General features: G+C 41.8%; 25 protein-coding genes. 10 read left to right on the top strand and 15 right to left on the bottom strand.

What is annotated here, in order from left to right; all coding sequences use genetic code 11:
* Window positions 1-232: 232 nt before the first annotated feature.
* Entirely contained in the window at window positions 233-1,045 is an 813-nt protein-coding gene (locus MKP07_RS12915; RefSeq protein WP_240847561.1) for an IS982 family transposase, read from the top strand.
* Between the two features lie 30 nt (window positions 1,046-1,075).
* On the opposite strand, the gene MKP07_RS12920 is transcribed toward MKP07_RS12915, so the two are convergent.
* From MKP07_RS12920 to pheT, 5 genes are all read right to left on the bottom strand, one after another.
* Complete coding sequence (locus MKP07_RS12920) at window positions 1,076-1,711, bottom strand: hypothetical protein (RefSeq protein WP_240847562.1); 636 nt, start codon at window positions 1,709-1,711, stop codon at window positions 1,076-1,078.
* 162 nt (window positions 1,712-1,873) lie between these two features.
* Window positions 1,874-3,427 carry a ribonuclease Y gene (rny, locus tag MKP07_RS12925; protein WP_240847563.1) on the bottom strand — a complete coding sequence of 518 codons (1,554 nt, stop codon included), beginning with the start codon at window positions 3,425-3,427 and terminating at the stop codon, window positions 1,874-1,876.
* Window positions 3,428-3,629: 202 nt separating this feature from the next.
* Window positions 3,630-3,920 (bottom strand): cell division protein ZapA, encoded by a 291-nt coding sequence (locus MKP07_RS12930; protein ID WP_240847564.1) that lies wholly within the window; start codon window positions 3,918-3,920, stop codon window positions 3,630-3,632.
* An 83-nt stretch (window positions 3,921-4,003) separates the two neighbouring features.
* The gene (locus tag MKP07_RS12935; RefSeq protein WP_240847565.1) at window positions 4,004-4,285 is read right to left on the bottom strand and encodes a hypothetical protein; all 282 of its coding nucleotides are present in this window, start codon (window positions 4,283-4,285) and stop codon (window positions 4,004-4,006) included.
* Between the two features lie 50 nt (window positions 4,286-4,335).
* A complete protein-coding gene (gene pheT / locus MKP07_RS12940; protein ID WP_240847566.1) occupies window positions 4,336-6,783 on the bottom strand; it encodes a phenylalanine--tRNA ligase subunit beta in 2,448 nt (815 codons plus the stop codon).
* Window positions 6,784-7,562: 779 nt separating this feature from the next.
* Here pheT and MKP07_RS12945 point away from each other — a divergent pair.
* From MKP07_RS12945 to MKP07_RS12965, 6 genes are all read left to right on the top strand, one after another.
* Window positions 7,563-7,901 carry a DnaB-like helicase N-terminal domain-containing protein gene (locus MKP07_RS12945; RefSeq protein WP_240847567.1) on the top strand — a complete coding sequence of 113 codons (339 nt, stop codon included), beginning with the start codon at window positions 7,563-7,565 and terminating at the stop codon, window positions 7,899-7,901.
* The gene (locus tag MKP07_RS42465; RefSeq protein WP_394803564.1) at window positions 7,898-8,296 is read left to right on the top strand and encodes a DnaB-like helicase C-terminal domain-containing protein; all 399 of its coding nucleotides are present in this window, start codon (window positions 7,898-7,900) and stop codon (window positions 8,294-8,296) included. The genes MKP07_RS12945 and MKP07_RS42465 overlap by 4 nt, the downstream gene beginning before the upstream one ends.
* A 20-nt stretch (window positions 8,297-8,316) precedes the next feature.
* Window positions 8,317-9,153, top strand: a complete 837-nt coding sequence (locus MKP07_RS12950; RefSeq protein WP_394803565.1) for a DnaB-like helicase C-terminal domain-containing protein — start codon at window positions 8,317-8,319, stop codon at window positions 9,151-9,153.
* A 137-nt stretch (window positions 9,154-9,290) separates the two neighbouring features.
* Window positions 9,291-10,064, top strand: a complete 774-nt coding sequence (locus MKP07_RS12955) for an RsmE family RNA methyltransferase (protein WP_240847568.1) — start codon at window positions 9,291-9,293, stop codon at window positions 10,062-10,064.
* A gap of 42 nt (window positions 10,065-10,106) precedes the next feature.
* On the top strand, window positions 10,107-10,961 hold the full coding sequence (gene nagA / locus MKP07_RS12960; RefSeq protein WP_240847569.1) for an N-acetylglucosamine-6-phosphate deacetylase: 855 nt from the start codon (window positions 10,107-10,109) through the stop codon (window positions 10,959-10,961).
* 8 nt (window positions 10,962-10,969) lie between these two features.
* Window positions 10,970-11,245, top strand: coding sequence for an amidohydrolase family protein (locus MKP07_RS12965; RefSeq protein ID WP_240847570.1), 276 nt, complete (start codon window positions 10,970-10,972; stop codon window positions 11,243-11,245).
* Between the two features lie 56 nt (window positions 11,246-11,301).
* Here MKP07_RS12965 and MKP07_RS12970 read toward each other — a convergent pair whose 3' ends face one another.
* The 6 genes from MKP07_RS12970 to MKP07_RS12995 form a co-directional block, all read right to left on the bottom strand.
* Window positions 11,302-11,466: a deaminase gene (locus MKP07_RS12970; RefSeq protein ID WP_240847571.1), complete on the bottom strand. Its 165-nt coding sequence runs from the start codon at window positions 11,464-11,466 to the stop codon at window positions 11,302-11,304.
* Between the two features lie 44 nt (window positions 11,467-11,510).
* Window positions 11,511-11,717: a deoxycytidylate deaminase gene (locus tag MKP07_RS12975; RefSeq protein WP_240847572.1), complete on the bottom strand. Its 207-nt coding sequence runs from the start codon at window positions 11,715-11,717 to the stop codon at window positions 11,511-11,513.
* A gap of 71 nt (window positions 11,718-11,788) precedes the next feature.
* Entirely contained in the window at window positions 11,789-12,133 is a 345-nt protein-coding gene (locus MKP07_RS12980; RefSeq protein WP_240847573.1) for a biliverdin-producing heme oxygenase, read from the bottom strand.
* Entirely contained in the window at window positions 12,118-12,324 is a 207-nt protein-coding gene (locus tag MKP07_RS12985; protein WP_240847574.1) for a heme oxygenase-like domain-containing protein, read from the bottom strand. The genes MKP07_RS12980 and MKP07_RS12985 overlap by 16 nt, the downstream gene beginning before the upstream one ends.
* A 35-nt stretch (window positions 12,325-12,359) precedes the next feature.
* Window positions 12,360-13,085, bottom strand: coding sequence for a sensor histidine kinase (locus tag MKP07_RS12990; protein WP_240847575.1), 726 nt, complete (start codon window positions 13,083-13,085; stop codon window positions 12,360-12,362).
* A complete protein-coding gene (locus MKP07_RS12995) occupies window positions 12,994-14,574 on the bottom strand; it encodes a GAF domain-containing protein (RefSeq protein ID WP_240847576.1) in 1,581 nt (526 codons plus the stop codon). The genes MKP07_RS12990 and MKP07_RS12995 overlap by 92 nt, the downstream gene beginning before the upstream one ends.
* Window positions 14,575-14,759: 185 nt before the next feature.
* Here MKP07_RS12995 and MKP07_RS38455 point away from each other — a divergent pair, with 185 nt between their 5' ends.
* From MKP07_RS38455 to MKP07_RS13005, 3 genes are all read left to right on the top strand, one after another.
* Window positions 14,760-15,209: a DUF4846 domain-containing protein gene (locus MKP07_RS38455; protein ID WP_262919282.1), complete on the top strand. Its 450-nt coding sequence runs from the start codon at window positions 14,760-14,762 to the stop codon at window positions 15,207-15,209.
* Between the two features lie 14 nt (window positions 15,210-15,223).
* Complete coding sequence (locus tag MKP07_RS38460) at window positions 15,224-15,523, top strand: DUF4846 domain-containing protein (RefSeq protein ID WP_262919283.1); 300 nt, start codon at window positions 15,224-15,226, stop codon at window positions 15,521-15,523.
* 109 nt (window positions 15,524-15,632) lie between these two features.
* Window positions 15,633-15,986, top strand: coding sequence for a hypothetical protein (locus MKP07_RS13005; RefSeq protein WP_240847577.1), 354 nt, complete (start codon window positions 15,633-15,635; stop codon window positions 15,984-15,986).
* Between the two features lie 6 nt (window positions 15,987-15,992).
* Here the strand turns inward: MKP07_RS13005 and MKP07_RS13010 are convergent, their stop codons facing one another.
* From MKP07_RS13010 to MKP07_RS13025, 4 genes are read right to left on the bottom strand one after another with little or no spacing between them, the layout of a single operon-like run.
* Window positions 15,993-16,193, bottom strand: coding sequence for a helix-turn-helix domain-containing protein (locus tag MKP07_RS13010; RefSeq protein ID WP_240847578.1), 201 nt, complete (start codon window positions 16,191-16,193; stop codon window positions 15,993-15,995).
* Window positions 16,194-16,210: 17 nt separating this feature from the next.
* On the bottom strand, window positions 16,211-17,059 hold the full coding sequence (locus MKP07_RS13015) for a response regulator (protein WP_240847579.1): 849 nt from the start codon (window positions 17,057-17,059) through the stop codon (window positions 16,211-16,213).
* A gap of 14 nt (window positions 17,060-17,073) precedes the next feature.
* Entirely contained in the window at window positions 17,074-17,481 is a 408-nt protein-coding gene (locus MKP07_RS13020) for a sensor histidine kinase (RefSeq protein ID WP_240847580.1), read from the bottom strand.
* The gene (locus MKP07_RS13025; RefSeq protein ID WP_240847581.1) at window positions 17,471-17,830 is read right to left on the bottom strand and encodes a sensor histidine kinase; all 360 of its coding nucleotides are present in this window, start codon (window positions 17,828-17,830) and stop codon (window positions 17,471-17,473) included. Before MKP07_RS13025 ends, MKP07_RS13020 begins: the two co-directional genes overlap by 11 nt.
* Between the last annotated feature and the right edge of the window lie 97 nt (window positions 17,831-17,927).

Genomic DNA, 17,927 nt, shown 5'->3' on the forward strand with positions numbered 1-17,927 from the left:
ATTACCCGAAAGTACAGATTGACAATGCTGACAAACTTAAATAGGGTGGTAAAGTAATATTAAAGTTTTCTGAACACATTTTTATAATGACTGGATTGCGAAATTACTATAATAAGATCTCATTTTTTCCTAGTATTAAGTACTTAATTAACCCAAGTTGCTAGTAAAGCAATAAAAAAATGAGCATCAAAAAGATTTATTTTAGAGTTACCACACTTAAAAATGAATCGAGATGCTCACGGAAGATAAAATTATAAGGATTTTTTGTATTGTAGATGATATTTTAAAAGGGATTGGCCATTTTGAAGATAGTCGTCGCAGAGTCAGCGACAGTGAGGTAATAACGACGGCATTAGTATCCGCTCTTTATTTTGGAGGGCATTTGGATAATGGCAGGAACTTTATGAAGATGACAGGATTAGTTCCAGGTATGTTGGACAAAAGTCGATTTAACCGGAGACTTCACTGCGTCAGTGAGTTGGTTTTATCCCTGTTTTGGCAGTTAGGTCATTATTTAAAAAGCGTGGCAGGAGCGTCAGAATATGTGATTGATTCTTTCCCGGTAGCGGTGTGTGATAATATTCGGATCAGTCGTTGTAAACTACTCAAAGGAAAGCAATGGAGAGGTAAACAGTGTAGCATGCGTCGATATTTCTATGGAGTAAAAGTGCAGGTGCTAGTCAACGCTGAGGGCATCCCGGTAGAGTTTGGTTTTGTACCCGGTTGTGAGAGTGATGTACAGGCCTTGAAAAAGCTGCCATTGGCAGTGGCTGCTGAAAGTAAGATTTATGGAGATTCTGCTTATACCGATTATCAGGTGGAAGATGATATGAGAGAAGCAGAACTGATTGAGTTAATGATCCAGCGAAAAAGCAACTCCCGAAGACCCGATGAGCCGTGGATCCGGTTCATCAAAGAGCAAAAGAGAAAAGGAATAGAAACTTCTTTTAGTGAAATAAAAGCCCTGTTCCTTCGAAAAATACATGCAGTCACCTTTAAAGGGTTTCTGATCAAACTCGCGATGTTTATTTTGGCTTTCACCTAAATAAACTCACCAATTAACTAGCAACTTGAATTAATTAGATGCATTACCATTTATTTTTTCTTTCTTATCTTTTTTCCTCATTGACTCATTGTAAACCGCAATAGCCTTTTCGAGGTTGCCTTTATTGGCGTGTTGTACGGCTTTTTCATTACCTGAGACAAGATCTAAAACTATGTCCTTAGTGGCTTCGGCTATATTTCCATTTTTGTCAGTAACATAAAACAAATTTGCACCCCAAAGCATTGGAGTATAGGTTTTAATTGTTTCGTTTTTATTATGGCTGGCAATCCAGTATTTACGTTGTTGTGGCAGGCCGATAACAGAGTCTGCATTATTAAATTTATTAACAAAAAGAATTTGTTTAGTTTGCTCTGGAAGTATTTCCTTTATTGTAGAGCCCTTCTTTATTTTTATTACAGACCGATCTCCTTTACCTGTTATTGATCCTTTTATTCGTATGATGCTGTCATTCGTAAACGTTACTAATAGCCATATATTTTTATATGGATCTCCGTTACCATAATACATTGGTGTGTAAACAGAGTAACTAGATGGTATTTTTACAGGTCCTTGGGGTGTTGGAACAGTTGTGGTGGTGCGGAATGTTTGCCATTGTGCGTTCGCACACACGCAAATTATCGTCGACGAAATAACTATCAGTAGCATTTTTTCATAATGTTAGTTTTGAGGAGTAAAAATACGTGGATTTAATAAAATAGGAGGCTGTTTTTTGACTGTAGGTGCAAGTTCTGATTTATAAAAAAAATAGCCGGTCTCACAGGGAAACCGGCTGTTTCAACTATTTATTAAGCAATTATCTTGCTACGTTTACCGCTCTTTTTCACGGATAACGGTTACTTTAATCTGTCCGGGGAAAGTCATTTCTGTCTGGATCTTCTGAGCGATCTCAAACGAAAGCTTGTCGCTGTCCTGGTCAGTTACTTTGTCAGACTCTACGATTACACGCAGCTCACGGCCTGCTTGTATCGCATAAGCCTTTTCAACACCAGGGTAGCTGGTAGCCAGGTTCTCCAGGTCTTTAATACGTTGCAGGTATTGCTGCATAATTTCCCTGCGGGCGCCGGGGCGTGCACCACTGATGGCATCGCAGGCCTGTATGATAGGAGAGATCACATATTGCATTTCTGCTTCATCGTGGTGGGCAGCGATAGCATTCACTACAGCCGGGTTTTCACCATATTTTTCAGCCAGTTTTGCACCCAGCAATGCGTGGCTCAATTCACTTTCTTCATCAGGCACTTTACCAATATCGTGTAACAGACCAGCACGCTTAGCCAGTTTGGTCATATTCTGGTTCATACCTAGTTCGGCCGCCATGGTAGCGCAAAGGTTCGCCGTTTCGCGGCTGTGCATTAAAAGATTTTGACCATAAGAAGAGCGATAGCGCATGCGGCCTACCATTCTTACCAGTTCTTTATGCAGGCCATGTATGCCCAGGTCGATAACAGTACGTTCACCAATTTCCATCACCTGCTCCTCAATTTGCTTGCGGGTTTTTTCTACCACTTCCTCAATACGGGCAGGATGAATACGACCATCCGTTACCAAACGCTGTAAACTCAGGCGTGCAATTTCCCTGCGCAGTGGATCAAAACAAGATAGCAAAATGGCTTCAGGCGTATCATCAACAATCAGGTCTACCCCTGTTGCAGCTTCAAGTGCACGAATATTACGACCTTCTCTACCAATGATCTGGCCTTTTACCTCGTCGCTTTCCAGGTTGAACACGGTGATCGCATTTTCAATGGCCTGCTCCGCAGCGGTACGCTGAATGGTTTGAATGATGATTTTGCGGGCCTCTTTATTAGCTTTTTGCTTAGCCTCATCAATAATTTCCTGCTGCAGACCTATCGCTTGCGTATGCGCCTCATTTTTAAGACTTTCTACCAGCTGAGTTTTAGCTTCATCAGCAGTGAGGCCAGCGATCTTTTCCAGGCGGCGTATATGCTCTTCCTGGTGTTTTTCCAGCTCCGTGCGTTTTTTGTTAACTACTTCAATCTGCTTATTCAGGTTGTCTTTAATAACATCATTGTCTTTTACCTGCTTTTCAAGATTGGTTTCCTTTTGGTTTAAAGACTGTTCTTTTTGTTTAATACGGTTTTCGCTTTCAGATAACTTGCGGTTACGTTCGTTTACATCTTTGTCGTGAGCCGATTTTAGGGAAACAAATTTTTCTTTAGCCTGCAATTCTTTTTCCTTCCTGACGTTTTCTGCATTGAGTTCGGCTTCTTTTACAATGGTTTGCGCTCGTAAGCTGGCTTCGTCGATTTTTTGTTGTGTGTTTTTAGCGAAAATAAATTTACCCGCCACTATGCCCAACACCAGGGCCACTGCTGCTACAATAATTATTGTGGGTTCCATTAAAAGTCATTTGTTTTTTCTTTCGAAAAATGGTTCTATAATTCTAAATATCAAAAAAATACCCAACCAACGGGATGGGTAGTGGGCGAAGATAAAAATAAATTTGGTATTTAAGATTGAGATTTGGCGAATCGATCTTAAAACGACAACGATTTGATTTTATAGGTAGAAGGTGGCTCGGTTCAGGCTCCTCTGGTTATTGCTATTGAAGTTCGCTATCAATTAATGATTCTATCTGCTCCAGTTTGCCCAGCAAATGATTCTCATCGGCTATAGAAACATTTTTGTTCTTACTTTCTGTTACAAACCAAACCAATACCATTGATATATAATCCTGCATGTCTTTGCCCGGTATCTTGGTTTTAAATTCAACAATTTTATCATTGATAATGCGTACCGACTGGCGAACAACCTGTTCATCTTCAGGAGACATTTGCACCCGGTAGATCCTGTCGGCGATATTAATATTGGCGGGAATCAGATTTTCTTGCATGATAACGATGAAATAGTGAGTGGTGAGTAATAAGTGAACAGACTATCGACTATGATCTATCAACTATAAGCTTTCTTATACACTTAACAGCGCAATACATTTATCAATTTCTTTAATATATCCGTTGATCTTTTTTCAAAAGCTTTCTTTTCCTCCGGATCCATCATAGCCTGGCTGTATTTTTTAGCATCGAGCTGATGTTGCAATGCTTCGGCTACATCGGCCGCTTCGTTAAATTGCAGCCGGGCATCCGCCAGGGTTTCTTTTAAAGCCTGGTTTTCCTTCTTTATAGAAGCATTTTGCTTTGCCAGCAATTGCAATTTCTCCTGTATCTGCTTTATTTTGTCTTCAAGAATCTGCGACATGATCGATGTTTAAAAGTTCAAGACGGAAGGTTTAACCTATATTAAACTGCTTACTTTCTGATCTCGGCCTGTAGTTCTCTCTCCAGGCTTTGCATGATCTTTTTCATCCAGCCGTCAATCTCACCATCAGTCAGTGTTTTTTCTTCATCGAGAAAGGTGAAATTCACCGCAATAGATTTTTTATCTGCGCCTAGCTTTTCACTTTCAAACACATCGAATAACTGGATCGACTGTAGTTTTTTCAGGTTCAGTTTTTTTACCTGTTCTTCAACCGCCACATATTTCAGTTCTTTCGAAATAATTACAGCAATATCTCTTTGTACTGCCGGAAATTTAGAAAGTGGTTTAAACTGAACTTTATCCGCTTTTGATTTTTTGAGAATCAGGTCCCAGCTGAGGTCTGCAAAAAATACCGGTTGTTTAACATCAAATCTTTCCAGCATTTTCTTACCCACTAACCCAATCTGCCCGATTACTTCTTTTCCGGCTAAAACAGCCAGGCCATATTGCAGTTGTGTACTGCTGGCTTCATCAAAGCTAATTTCACCAATACCGGCCAGGGTCAGCACTTTCTCAACGGCTCCCTTCAACGTATAAAGATCATTGGCGGCTCCTTTTCCTTTCCAGGCATCAGCCTGCTTTTTTCCCGTGAGATAAATGCAAATATGCTCAGGCTCTTCAAATGCCCCTTTATTATTAATAGTATAGGTTTTACCATACTCAAACAGGCGAAGGTTCTCATTTTTGCGGTTGAGATTATGTGCTATGATCTCCAATCCTGTTTCCAGCATTTGCGGGCGCATGATATTCAGCTCCGCGCTTAAGCTGTTTTTCATCTTTACCACGCTGGCCAACTCTGCTTCACTAAAGTAGGCTTTGTTGGTGATGGAATTGGTCAATGTTTCGTTAAAACCAAGCCCTACCAGGTAATTAGCTACTTTTTCCTTCAGCACTTCCGCCGCCCTGTTTTCTTCTATCGCAGGAGTCATCGTAATGGAAGAAGGGATAATTACGTTATCCAATCCATCAATACGCAATATTTCTTCTACAATATCAGCCGGCAGGCTAATATCGGGCTTGTGATAGGGTACAGCTATTTTAAGCGAATCGATATCTTCTTTTTCAATCACAAAACCCAGGGCCGTCAGTATTTTCTTTACTGCATCCGGGTGATAATTTTTACCACTTAACTTTTTAAGGTAATGGTATTTAAGCGTTACAGATGTTTTTGGTTTTTCTTCAGGGTAAATATCAATAATGCCTGAAGCTACTTCGCCACCGCAGAGTTCCAGGATGAGCTCGGTAGCCCGTTTCAGAACATTCACAGTCGCCGAAATATCGGTTCCTTTTTCGAAACGGGTAGCGGCATCAGTTCTCAGTGCATGTGAAAAGGATGTTTTACGGATGGTGATGGAGTCGAAGCAGGCGCTTTCTAAAAAAATGTTTTTAGTAGCCTCAGAAACGCCACTGTTCAGGCCTCCATAAACGCCACCGATACACATACCGCCGTTTTCGTCGCAGATCATGAGATCAAAGCTGTTCAGTTTTCTCTCTTTTCCATCAAGTGTAACGAAGAGGGTATCCTGTGGCAGGTTCTTAACAATAACTTTTTTGCCTGCGATCTGGTCTGCATCAAAAGCATGGAGTGGCTGGCCGGTTTCATGCAATATGAAATTGGTAATGTCTACCATGTTGTTAATGGGCTTTACCCCGATGGCTTTCAACTTATCCTGCAGCCATTGCGGACTTGGGGCAATAGTTACATTATTAATAGAAATACCACTATATCTCGGGCAGGCGGTAGTATTTTCTACGGTAACCTCCAGCGGATTTTTACCTTTAAATGCGGGCAGGGCTTTTATAGCCGGCAGTTTCGGACCACCGTTCTTTTTATCATGATGAGCCAGGTAGGCAGATACATCCCTGGCTACACCCCAGTGGCTCATGGCGTCCATACGATTGGGCGTCAGGCCAATTTCAAATATGGTGTCTGTATATATATTAAACAACTCGGCAACCGGTGTTCCGGGTTTGGATGTTTCAGGTAATATCAATATACCCTCGTGAGAATTGCCTAAACCTACTTCATCCTCAGCGCAAATCATGCCCTGGCTTTCTTCCCCACGTATTTTAGCAGCTTTCATCGTTACGGGTGCTGCGTTAAGCGGGTAGATGGTAGTGCCAATAGGCGCCACTATCACTTTTTGCCCAATTGCAACGTTCGGTGCACCACAAACTATTTTCAGCGGCTCGGCAGCCCCGGTATTTACCGTGGTTAATTTTAGCTTGTCAGCGTTAGGATGCTTTTCGCAGGTAAGCACTTCTCCTACAACAAGGCCTTTTAAACCTCCTTTATGCGATTCGTAAGCTTCGATAGCTTCAACCTCCAATCCGATCGATGTCAAAATCTGGCTCAGTCTTTCAGGTTGCACTTTTTCTAACTGCCCCGCCTGTGCGGCAGGCAGGTACTCGCTCAGCCAATTATAAGAAATGGTCATTTTAAATAACAGATTTTTGCCCGAAGAACCCCTTCGGGGAGCGCAAAGATACGCAATGTTTAAAGTTTAGCTAGCAATTGCATGCTGGTTGTGAGCAAGAAAAAGGAACTCCCCGGCGATTTGCCGGGGAGTATTGGTTTGGATAATGGTCAACTTAAAATGCTGTATATTTTGAATACTTTCTATACTACTTCATTCCGCTACCCGCGAATGAGGACAAATGAAAATGAAAGAAAAATCTACGAAGGCATTGAACACACTAAATGGAGGGTTTAGCAGGGGTAAACATATCAGATTTTGTCCAGACTCTTCTTCCACTTCAATTATCGTTTTACATTGCTAACTATAGTCAGCATCAGGTTGGCAACGGCGATAAAACAAGATGTATTTTGATTTCTACGTTTTATTGCGTTGATTAAGCACCCGATTATACGTTCTCATGCGTGCGCTTTTCTCAAACTGCGTTGTTTGAGAACTAAGACGATAGAAAACTGCATTTAGTAACACAGGTATTAATATTTTTTTATGACACTTTAGCTGTAATTACAAGAAGTAAGCAACCGCGTACTACCAAAATGTGCATAACCTGTGTTTTCGTGTACGGAAAATGTTTGGAAATAAAGATTTTTTTCTACCCTTTTTCAGGTCTAAATTCGCCCTTTGGTTTTAACGGGTAACACACCTCAACTAATTAATTTAACAGAATTACAAGTAGGATTGCACCCAATGAATCGTTGGTAATAACTGATGACAGGACCTTTTATCGTTTGAATTGAACAATGGACCCCATTAACTTAAATAAAGACAGGAAGCAAAAACGCAGAACGAGCGCTGGCAGTGCAGCTGATGTAGGCACCCTGGTGTATGGCAAAGTACCGCCGCAGGCACGCGAACTGGAAGAGGCCGTTTTAGGAGCGATCATGCTGGAAAAGGGCGCTTTTGATGCGGTTATTGAAACCATACGTAACCCTGAATGCTTTTACGTAGATGCGCATCAGCGTATTTTCCGTGCTATACAATCTCTGGCTAATAAAAGCCAGCCTATTGATATCCTTACCGTGGTGGAAGAACTGCGCATGAAGGAAGAACTGGATATTGTAGGGGACCTTATTATGTGACCAAGCTTACCAACACCGTAGTTTCGGCAGCCAACGTAGAGTCGCATGCCCGTATTATCATGCAGAAATTTATACAGCGTGAATTAATACGGATAAGTGGGGAGATACTTTCGGATGCTTATGAAGATAGTGCTGATGTTTTTGATCTGCTGGATGATGCGGAGTCCAAACTGTTTGAAATAACCAACTCACATATGAAGAGTACGATGCAATCCATCGACTCTGTGTTGGTGGATACCATCAAGCGTATCGAAGACCTGCGTCACCGGAACGAAGATGTTACAGGAGTACCGAGTGGTTTTAAGCCTTTGGATAAGATCACTTACGGTTGGCAGAATAGTGATTTGATCATTCTGGCGGCAAGGCGGCGGTTGGTAAAACAGCGTTTGCCTTAAACCTGGCTCGTAATGCCATTATGAATCCTTCGAAGCAGACGCCGGTGGCTTTCTTCTCTCTGGAGATGAGTGCCGCTCAGCTGGTTCAGCGTGTATTATCTGCTGAAAGTGAGATCATGCTGGAAAAAATTGCCCGGGGTAAAATGGAAGAGCATGAGATGAAGCAGTTATATACCAAGGGTATACAGCGATTATCCCAGGCCCCGCTTTTTATTGACGATACAGCCGCCTTAAATATATTTGAGCTACGTGCTAAATGCCGTAAGCTGAAGAATAAACATAATATAGGAATGGTGATCATCGACTATTTGCAGTTGATGAGCGGTGGTGGTGACAATAAAAACGGCAACCGCGAGCAGGAGATCAGTACCATCAGCCGAAACCTGAAGGGTTTGGCAAAAGAGTTGAATATTCCCATTATCGCCCTGTCCCAGTTAAGCCGTGCGGTGGAACAAAGAGGTACGAAAGAGGGTAGCCGGGTTCCACAGTTGAGTGACCTTCGGGAATCGGGAGCGATTGAGCAGGATGCGGATATGGTTATGTTCCTCTACCGCCCTGATTATTACGATATCAATACCAATTCGGAAGGAGAAGATCAAAAAGGTTTGACCGAGGTGAAGATTGCTAAGCACCGTAATGGTTCGCTTGACACTGTAAAATTAAAAGCCTTACTGCATATTCAAAAGTTCATTTCCTGGGATGAAGATCCATATAACGCCATTGGTTTAGGCGGAGGTACCTGGCGCCCGGTAAATGATGATGCAGATGCAGGTGGCGGTGCGGGAGCGAGACTCTTCCAGGCTCAAAGCAAGATGAACAATATGAGCGATGATGAGCTGGATGAAGCACCTTTTTAGTTGATGGATGACAGTTGTTAGTGGGCAGGTTAATACCTGGACGCTCACCAAAACTCAATAAACAGTTTGTTACCTTATTTCTACATACAGCAGCTTGAAATTAGTTCTGAAATTTCCAAAGGTGAGAATGGAGAAGGTTGGTTTGCAGGATTCCCGGTAGATCAGCCGAATGTTTTTTTGAGGATGAAGAACAAAAGAATGCGAAAGGCGTAAGACTGACTTTAGGGGAAGAGAACGATCTTAATTCAGGTATGACCATTACCCTCGATGAAACCAATTCCAAACATGCGATCCAGGTACTGAGAATGAAAGTGGGTGATCAAATGCATCTTACAGATGGAAAGGGACACCTGATTACAGCTACTATCGTTAATGATCACCGGAAGCATTGCCAGGTATCGGTGGATTTTATAGAGCCAAAAGAAAAGCAGGGGAGTGAAGTAACCATTGCGATTGCACTCACCAAAAATGCCAGCCGTTTTGAGTGGTTCCTGGAAAAAGCGGCAGAGCTGGGTGTTAGCAGGGTAGTGCCGCTGATAACCAGGCGAACCGAAACAGAGAAATTTAAAGAAGAGCGCCTTCAGAATATATTAGTAAGCGCCATGTTGCAAAGTCAGCAAACCTGGCTCTTACAAATGAGCGCTCCTGTTGATTTCAATAAATTTATCGCCACCCAGGAGCATACATCTGCTACCAATAAATACATTGCCCATTGTATTGAAACAGATAAACAGTCCCTTAAATACAAATCCTCCTCTTCACTGATTTTAATAGGTCCCGAAGGTGATTTTACTGCAGAAGAAATTGAAGCTGCTTTGAACAGCGGCTATCAACCTGTTACCCTGGGAGAAACCCGTTTGCGAACAGAAACTGCCGGTATGGTTGCTGCAACATTATTAAGGGTTGGCTAATTAGCGATCTTAACTTTACTATGTTTGCTGAAAATTCGCTACATGTTAAAGGCTATTGTTAATGCGACTGTTTTTACCGGTTCTGAAATTGTAAAAAATACCTCCATTCTTATTGAGGATGGAAAGATCCTTAAGATAGATGCTGCTGTACCCGATGGCGCTCAAATAATCGATGCTTCAGGCAAAAACATCGCACCTGCTTTTATCGATATACAGCCCAATGGAGGCTATGATCTGTATTTTTCCAAAGAACTATCTGAGGCTTCCTTACAGGATATGTACCAGGCCAGCATTGATCATGGTACGGGCTATATACTACCCACATTGATCTCTTCCGGCTTTGAGACTATTCTACAAGGAATTGAAGTTGTTAAAAAAATTATGCAGCAGCAACCCGGCGTATTGGGCATGCACCTGGAGGGGCCTTTTATTAATGTTGGCAAGAGGGGTGCGCATCCGGCTGCTATTATTCGTAAACCTACTGATGAAGAATTGCAACAGATCATCGCTGCAGGTAAAGATGTAATAAAGATCATCACCATCGCTCCCGAATGTTTCACAGATGACCAGCTGCAGTTGTTGCTGGATAGCGGTATTAATATTGCAATAGGCCATACTGCTGTTACATATGACCAGGCTCAGTATTACTTTTCAAAAGGCATTCAGCTGGTAACTCATTTGTACAATGCTATGAACCAGATGGGCCACAGAGAATGTGGGTTGGTAGGGGCGATATTTGACAACGAAAATGTTTATGCGCCCATTATCCTGGATGGAGGTCATTGCCATTACGCAGCGGCAAGAGTGGCATATAAGCAAAAGGGCGATAAACTTATCTTATTGTCGGATGCTGCATTTTTAGGTAGAAAAAACAGGTATTCGATTGGGAAAACTTAAGCATCAAAATGGTTGATGGCTATTATCGCGATGGAGCCGGAAATTTAGGCGGTGCTGCCATATCAATGATTGATGCGGTTAAAAATGCTATGGCACACTTAAATGTTACTTTACAGGAAGCTATTGAAATGGCGACCAGCCGGGTGGCAAAAGCTATAAAAATGGATGACCGGATCGGGTTTATACAGCCAGGCTACGATGCACGATTTGTATTATTTGACGATGATTTAAATTCAGTTGAGTTTTTAGCAGGTAATTGTTTAAACGTCACCTTCGTCAAATGAAAGGGCGATATGCTTTTGCTGAGCGTCCATCTTTCTCATAACAATACCGGCTTTTTCTAACATTTTTTAGAAGCGATGAAACTATCCAGTGTAGCATATTTATCTGACAGGTAGATTACTTCACCGATGCCTGCCTGTATGATTGCTTTGGTACATTCGTTACAAGGGAAAAGTGCCGTGTAGATCTTGCATCCGTGAAGGCTGATGCCTATATTATTCAAAATGGCGTTTAATTCTGCATGGCATACATAGGGATACTTCGTTTCTAAAAATCGCCCTGCTTCTGCCAGGGAAATTCATCGTCACTGATACCAATGGGCAAACCATTATATCCAACCCCTACAATTTTATTCTGGGTATTTACAATACAGGCGCCTACCTGGGTAGAAGGGTCTTTACTGCGCTTGCCTGAAAGTAAGGCTACTCCCATAAAGTATTCATCCCAGCTAATATAGTTTTCTCTTTTACCCATTTCTCAATAGTATCTTTTTTACAAAATTATCGGAAATGAGTGATCCTATTGCAGGAACTATGATGTATGTGCTACGCAGGTATGATGGTCTCTGCAACTGTGAGGTATAGGTCGTATGCTTTTTGTGCGCCCCGTAATGCGCTTTCGTGATCTTCATATCGATTGATGACTTCCAGGAATTGTTTCCAACGTATTCCGGTCTGGTTAGCATAAACATTATAATAGGCTAATGGCAGGGCCGCTAAGGAGTCATTCTTTTTCAACTGCTTTATGATAAACTGTCCGCCAAGGGTAGCGCCTTCCAAAACATATAATGCGCCCAAAGCCTCAGCTTCATTGTCAAAAGAGGGTGGACGAATAATTAAGTTATCATCTGCTAAAAGGTTAATGCCGGAGCCAATCATGTCTTCTTCCAATGCAGGCAGTTTAGCTCTTTTGATAAGTTCAATTTCCTTTTTACGCGTTCTCCCAATACAGTAAAAATGATGGGTTCGAGTAAGCGGTGTACACAATAATTAACCCGCAATACTTTGTTGTAGTCAGAAAAGGTAAGACTCCCGTCCATAATAGCTCCGGCAAATAATGCCTGCTCCAGCCTGGTATGCAAGGGGCTGTTGTCGTCTTTATAACATTACTCAGCATTTAAGCAGGTGTGTTTTGAAATACAAGGTAGAAAGCGGTCCCTTCTCCGAGGTTACTGATGCACCAGGCATAACCTTTGTGCTTTTCCAGGATGGTTTGCACAATTGGTAAGCCTATGCCAGATCCTTCAAATTCACCGGCATTCTGGCAACGATTAAACAGGTCATATATATGAGCATGATCTTCGGGTGGAATACCGATACCGTTATCCAATATTCTGTAGCAGGTATAGTTATCTTTTTTAAAACCACTGATCTCCACCTTGGGGTTGCTGGTTTTTGAACTGTATTTTAAAGCATTGCCGATGATGTTAGAGAAGCAATGATAAATAAGGTGATGATCGCCAAATATTTCGGGCGTATTGCCTATTACAATTTTTGTTTTATGGTACTCGTGAGCTATGGTATGGTCGCTTACAATGTCATTAATGAGTATGGCAACATCTACTTCTTTAAATGTGATCTCGTTTTTATTTATACGGGTAAGTTGGTTGACGCCTGATATCATCTCACTCATCTTGTCAACGCTCGTCATTATTTTTTTAGTAATCTCTTTTTCTTTAGGGCTCATGGATTCTCCGGCCAGTAATAACAACTGGGCATAAGATCTGATAACCGTTAGCGGCGTTTTAAGATCATGAGAAACCGTATAACTGAAAAATTCCAGGTCCTTTAATACGGTTAAGCTTACTGTTATATTCGGAAATTTGCTTTCTTTCTTTCGCAAACGATGACTCTATCAGTCCTGTTACCCTTTGGGCGGAACTGATTTCTTCGTTGCTCCAGCTTTCAGATTGCTGTGTAATATTTTCTCTCCATACAGCAAAGGATTTACGGGGGATGTATTGCTGTAGCTGCTTGTTTCCCTTAACAGGCTGGGTATCCTTATCATGTGGGTTGCCCGCCCATTGCACTACATACCGGTTTTCTTTTTTGAACCAAACCAAATAGCCTTCTTCAATATTTAGCGGAGCGATGAGTATGCCGCTGGCTTTTTTATAATACTCAGCGGCCCTTTCATCTTCTTTAGAAAACTGTTGCGTGTAATGCAAACCGTATGTGCGTTTGGCTTTATACCATCCAATGATGGAAAGAATCTGATCTCTTTCGGGCACCAACCCGTGGCTATACAGCTGACCATCAAACATCATGGCGAAACCTGTTGCGCTGGTAGTTTGTAGAAAATGTTGCAGCCCCTTGCTGAGGCTTGATTTAAAATTATGCTCCTGTATGATCAACTCCTGCAAGCGCGAATAATTGACGGTGTATTTTCTTTCGGCCTGTTTGGAAAGATCCTTTAATTTTTCAGATATCCGTGACATCATTACTTTGGCAATGAGCAAAGTTGCCTGCCTTACTTTGTAGTCAATGATCTTAGGAGTGCTGTGATGACAGGAAACCAGGCCCCAAAGTGCATTGTCATCCATGATAGATACGCTATAGCTGGATGTTACTCCCATATTTTTTAAGTACTCAATATGGGTGGGAGATACGGCACGTAAAACAGAATAGGTGAGGTCCAGCGGAGCGGGGTAGACGAAATGATAAGCGGCGTTGCTCCCCGGCTTCGTGCACCAGGCGGATATGATGATTTTTTTATAAAGCTCCCGCGCCTGCCGGGGTATATCTGTCTCCGGATATCGCAATCCCATAAATGGTTCCAGGTCACCGTCTATTGCTTCTGCTACTACCTGTCCGCTTCCGTCTGTATGAAACTGGTATACCATTACACGTTCAAAACCGGTGATACGCTTGATCTCCGAAACAGCTGCATCCATAATATCAGCAATTACATTTTGGCCGATAACGGTGTCTACTATTTCAAAAATCTTGTCGGAAACATCATCGTCCTGCAAAACAGGTTCTGTTTCAAATAATATATAATTACTGCTAAAAGAATGGATCAGGTAATAACTAATGTCATTGCAGGTTATTACCGGGTAATGATTGGGCAAACTTTCGTCGCCCTTGCTTAATGATGCAGCGTAGCGGGAGAACAAAAAGCCAGGGCCAATAATAAGCTTATCTAAAATCTTACAATGTCTTCCGATAATATCATTGGCGTTAATGGATAGCAAGCTATCCACATTTTCGCTGACATGGGTAATCTGTTCTTTGTCTTTCTCTATCCCAATTAAAAATCCCCTGTCCTGTATTTTACCCAGAATATGGATCGGTTCGGTATGGCACTGAAGTATTGAAGAAGGATTACTCATAAACGGTTTTGGGGACTATTCCTTGAACACGGTAGAAGGTAAATGTAAATATTGTTTGCGATATATAGCTTATAAACGTTTTTGATTGCGGTTTAGTATTGAGTTTCATGGAACTACATTGTTAAAATTTTTAGACATACTATGGAATGCTGGTGGAGCCGCATCCTAATTCAAATAAACGGGCAATGAAAATTTATTTAATAACCATGCTGTTTTGGGTGGGATGTGAACAGGCCTCCGTTCGTTCGGCGGTTCGTGAATACCCTGCTGAGTCGGCTTCAAATATTGATGCTTTTCGCAGTGTGGGTGCTATCAGGGAGCCCGCGGGTTCTAAACGGATAGATTGTAAAGAAGGTTCCTTTGGGCATTGGTTAAGGAAGGTGACCTTAAAATCCGGCAACGAGGTTTTCCTCTTTAATGGCCGGCTTAAACCCAACCAGCAAGCACAATATGCAGTGATGGATATCTCTGTGGGGAAAAGGGACTTACAGCAATGTGCGGATGCGGTGATGAGGCTTCGCGCTGAATTTCTGTTTGATCAAAAGCGTTTTTCTGACATAGTTTTTGCCGACAACCTGGGAAAAAATATACCTGGACCGGAGGTAACGATAAAAGTAGTTTTCCTAAATACTTAGATCGTGTATTTGGAATGTGTGGAACTGCCTCACTGGAAAAACAGCTGAAACCAGGATTAGTAAAAAATATTGAACCCGGTGATGTGCTGATCAAAGGAGGTTTTCCCGGACACGCAATGATCGTAGTGGATGTGGCGATTGATGAAAAAGGGAGACGATGGTTTATGCTGGCGCAAAGCTATATGCCTGCGCAGGATATACATGTAGTTAAAAATCCTGATGCAAATAATAGTCCCTGGTATAAAGCAGATGAGCTACAGGCGATTAATACGCCCGAATGGACCTTTACACCCGGCCAGCTAAGAAAATGGTAGAGGGCTTTAAAGTCAATAGCAGGTACTATGATTAGAATCACTATTTCAATTGAGTTTTATCATGAGTGGTGATTTTTGGAGGAACTAGCTTTACATCATCTTGGCTAAAATGCAACTATATATTTCGGAAAGCACCCGACCCGAGGATGTGAAAAATTTCTTTTCATCCTGCTACCCGTTTCTAAAGATCGAACTTTATAAAATGGAGAAAGATACTAATGTGGGTCGGGGTAAAAAGCATAGCCCTGTGATGGATAAATTTGTGGATCTTCCCGGGGAAGGTGTTGTTGATATTCATAGCGATATCACCGTTGCGGAGCTGGGAAGCAGCTTTGCAGGTTTTGGCCTGCGAACGGAAGTGTTTAGAAAAAGCGGGAATGTGTGGGTGGCTACCCTGCTTACCGATAGCTGGACGCTTCAGCAACAAAATAACGCGGGTGAGGAGATCACCAATAATACCTGACCTTGTTTAGTAAGGCAGGTTCTTTAATTTCCCTTCGTTTAAAATAATAATACTTCCGCCTTTAATATCAATCAGCTTTTCTGCTTTAAAATCTGACAGGGTCCTGATCAGTGATTCTGTAGCGATCCCTGTAGCCTGGGCCAGGTTGTCTCTCGATAACCTGATTTCTTTGGTATCAGGCGATTCTGCTTTAAATTTCTCCAGCATTGCGGTTAACTGGTAGGCTACTTTTTTCGCAATGAGTTATAGGCAATGTTTAGCAGACTTTCTTCTTTCTCCAGCACATTATGTGTGATCAGTTTAATAAACTGCCTGGCAACCTGCATGTCGGCGGACATCAGCACCAAAAAATCATCCTTGGGAATCGTCATGATTTCTGCATCTTCCAATACTTCCGCACTCTCTTTATATACAATGTTCTCTAATATATAAGTATATCCGAGAAAATCACCTTTGCCCAATACATTCGTGATCAGCTCTTTCCCGTCATCATTCGATTTGAAGGTTTTAACCTTGCCACTTTTTACATAGTATACCGCCTTAGGCCTTTGTCCTTCGGCATATATTTGCTGTTTCTTTTTATAGTTATATACCTCCCGTTCTTCTGAAATTAAAGGAACATGCGTTACCTTTTTTACATTCGTCAAAAAGCTATTAAGCGAGTCGGAACTTTCAATATCCCTTGTCAGCTGCTGTTTCACCGCTTCTGATTTATGTAACCTCATCTCAACACCTTTTAGTAATTCTATTCCTTCAAAAGGCTTGGTGATGTAGTCGTCAGCGCCTAGCTCCATCCCCTTGCGGAAATCTGTCTTCTCCGATTTTGCAGTTAAAAATATAAAAGGAATGCTATTGGTTTTGGGATTTTGATTGAGCAGGTATACTACACCATAACCATCTAATACGGGCATCATAATATCACAGATGATGAGGTCGGGAATTTGCTCAATGGCTATTTCAGTTCCCAGTTTACCATTCTCCGCAGTAATTACCTCATAGCCCGATAGTTCCAGTATTTCGGCAATATTGTCTCTTACTTCGTCGTTATCTTCTATTACAAGAATTTTTTTCATCCTGTGATGTAGGTTTATTGAGGGATATGTATTGTGAAAACAGAACCTTTTTCCAGCTCACTTTTAAATTCAATAGAACCATTCATGAGTTCTATGTACCGTAATACGATATTTAAACCCAGGCCGGTACCCTGGATATTTACCGCATTTTTTGCCCTGAAGAACCGTTCAAATAAATGAGCCTGGTCTTCCTCAGAGATACCAATACCACTGTCCTTTATAGAAAGTAGCACTTCTGAAGAGCTGATATGGCAAAGTAATACAATGGCACTGTTTTCCGGGGAAAATTTAATAGCGTTAGAGAGTAAATTGATGCATATATTCTTTAGCAGCCTTTCGTCGATCACTATCGGCCGATCACCACTAAAGTCAGTCCGGATCTCCTGACCAGGTTTACAATGTACCGACATCTCATACCACATCGTTCAGCGCTTCAAAACAAGCTTCGGCGCTAAACGTTTCAGGTTTTGCCTGCACAATTCCTTCGTCCAGTTTATCCAATGATAAAAAGTCATCCAGTATCATCTTCATATCATTAACCGCATGTTTAATACGATTGATATGTTTGGTTCTTTTACCGGGTTCATCCAGGTCATTATACTTCTCCAGCAAAAAAGAAGAAGACAGGATGGTGCTCAGCGGCGTTTTAAATTCATGCGAAGCCATCGATACGAACTTGGATTTCATCTCACCCAGGTCCTTCTCTGTTTTCAAAGCTTCGCTTAACTCCAGCTTCGACTGCTCCAGAGCTGAAAGCGTTTCCCGCAACATCTTAGTGCGGTCATCAATCTTCTTTTCAAGTGATATGTTGAGCTGTTTGATCTCTTTGGTGACCTGCTCCAGTTCTTCCTTTTGTTTAAGTACAACC

The organism is Paraniabella hibiscisoli (genome assembly GCF_022512515.1).
GTDB lineage: Bacteria > Bacteroidota > Bacteroidia > Chitinophagales > Chitinophagaceae > Niabella > Niabella hibiscisoli.

Bases quoted from the DNA above. Each gene is read 5' to 3' on its own strand.
- MKP07_RS12915 (WP_240847561.1), top strand. From the start codon at position 233: ATGCTCACGGAAGATAAAATTATAAGGATTTTTTGTATTGTAGATGAT.
- MKP07_RS12920 (WP_240847562.1), bottom strand. From the start codon at position 1,711: ATGCTACTGATAGTTATTTCGTCGACGATAATTTGCGTGTGTGCGAAC.
- rny (WP_240847563.1), bottom strand. From the start codon at position 3,427: ATGGAACCCACAATAATTATTGTAGCAGCAGTGGCCCTGGTGTTGGGC.
- MKP07_RS12930 (WP_240847564.1), bottom strand. From the start codon at position 3,920: ATGCAAGAAAATCTGATTCCCGCCAATATTAATATCGCCGACAGGATC.
- MKP07_RS12935 (WP_240847565.1), bottom strand. From the start codon at position 4,285: ATGTCGCAGATTCTTGAAGACAAAATAAAGCAGATACAGGAGAAATTG.
- pheT (WP_240847566.1), bottom strand. From the start codon at position 6,783: ATGACCATTTCTTATAATTGGCTGAGCGAGTACCTGCCTGCCGCACAG.
- MKP07_RS12945 (WP_240847567.1), top strand. From the start codon at position 7,563: ATGGACCCCATTAACTTAAATAAAGACAGGAAGCAAAAACGCAGAACG.
- MKP07_RS12950 (WP_394803565.1), top strand. From the start codon at position 8,317: ATGAATCCTTCGAAGCAGACGCCGGTGGCTTTCTTCTCTCTGGAGATG.
- nagA (WP_240847569.1), top strand. From the start codon at position 10,107: ATGTTAAAGGCTATTGTTAATGCGACTGTTTTTACCGGTTCTGAAATT.
- MKP07_RS12965 (WP_240847570.1), top strand. From the start codon at position 10,970: ATGGTTGATGGCTATTATCGCGATGGAGCCGGAAATTTAGGCGGTGCT.
- MKP07_RS12975 (WP_240847572.1), bottom strand. From the start codon at position 11,717: ATGGGTAAAAGAGAAAACTATATTAGCTGGGATGAATACTTTATGGGA.
- MKP07_RS12995 (WP_240847576.1), bottom strand. From the start codon at position 14,574: ATGAGTAATCCTTCTTCAATACTTCAGTGCCATACCGAACCGATCCAT.
- MKP07_RS38455 (WP_262919282.1), top strand. From the start codon at position 14,760: ATGAAAATTTATTTAATAACCATGCTGTTTTGGGTGGGATGTGAACAG.
- MKP07_RS38460 (WP_262919283.1), top strand. From the start codon at position 15,224: ATGTGTGGAACTGCCTCACTGGAAAAACAGCTGAAACCAGGATTAGTA.
- MKP07_RS13005 (WP_240847577.1), top strand. From the start codon at position 15,633: ATGCAACTATATATTTCGGAAAGCACCCGACCCGAGGATGTGAAAAAT.
- MKP07_RS13010 (WP_240847578.1), bottom strand. From the start codon at position 16,193: ATGCTGGAGAAATTTAAAGCAGAATCGCCTGATACCAAAGAAATCAGG.
- MKP07_RS13015 (WP_240847579.1), bottom strand. From the start codon at position 17,059: ATGAAAAAAATTCTTGTAATAGAAGATAACGACGAAGTAAGAGACAAT.
- MKP07_RS13020 (WP_240847580.1), bottom strand. From the start codon at position 17,481: ATGTGGTATGAGATGTCGGTACATTGTAAACCTGGTCAGGAGATCCGG.
- MKP07_RS13025 (WP_240847581.1), bottom strand. From the start codon at position 17,830: ATGTTGCGGGAAACGCTTTCAGCTCTGGAGCAGTCGAAGCTGGAGTTA.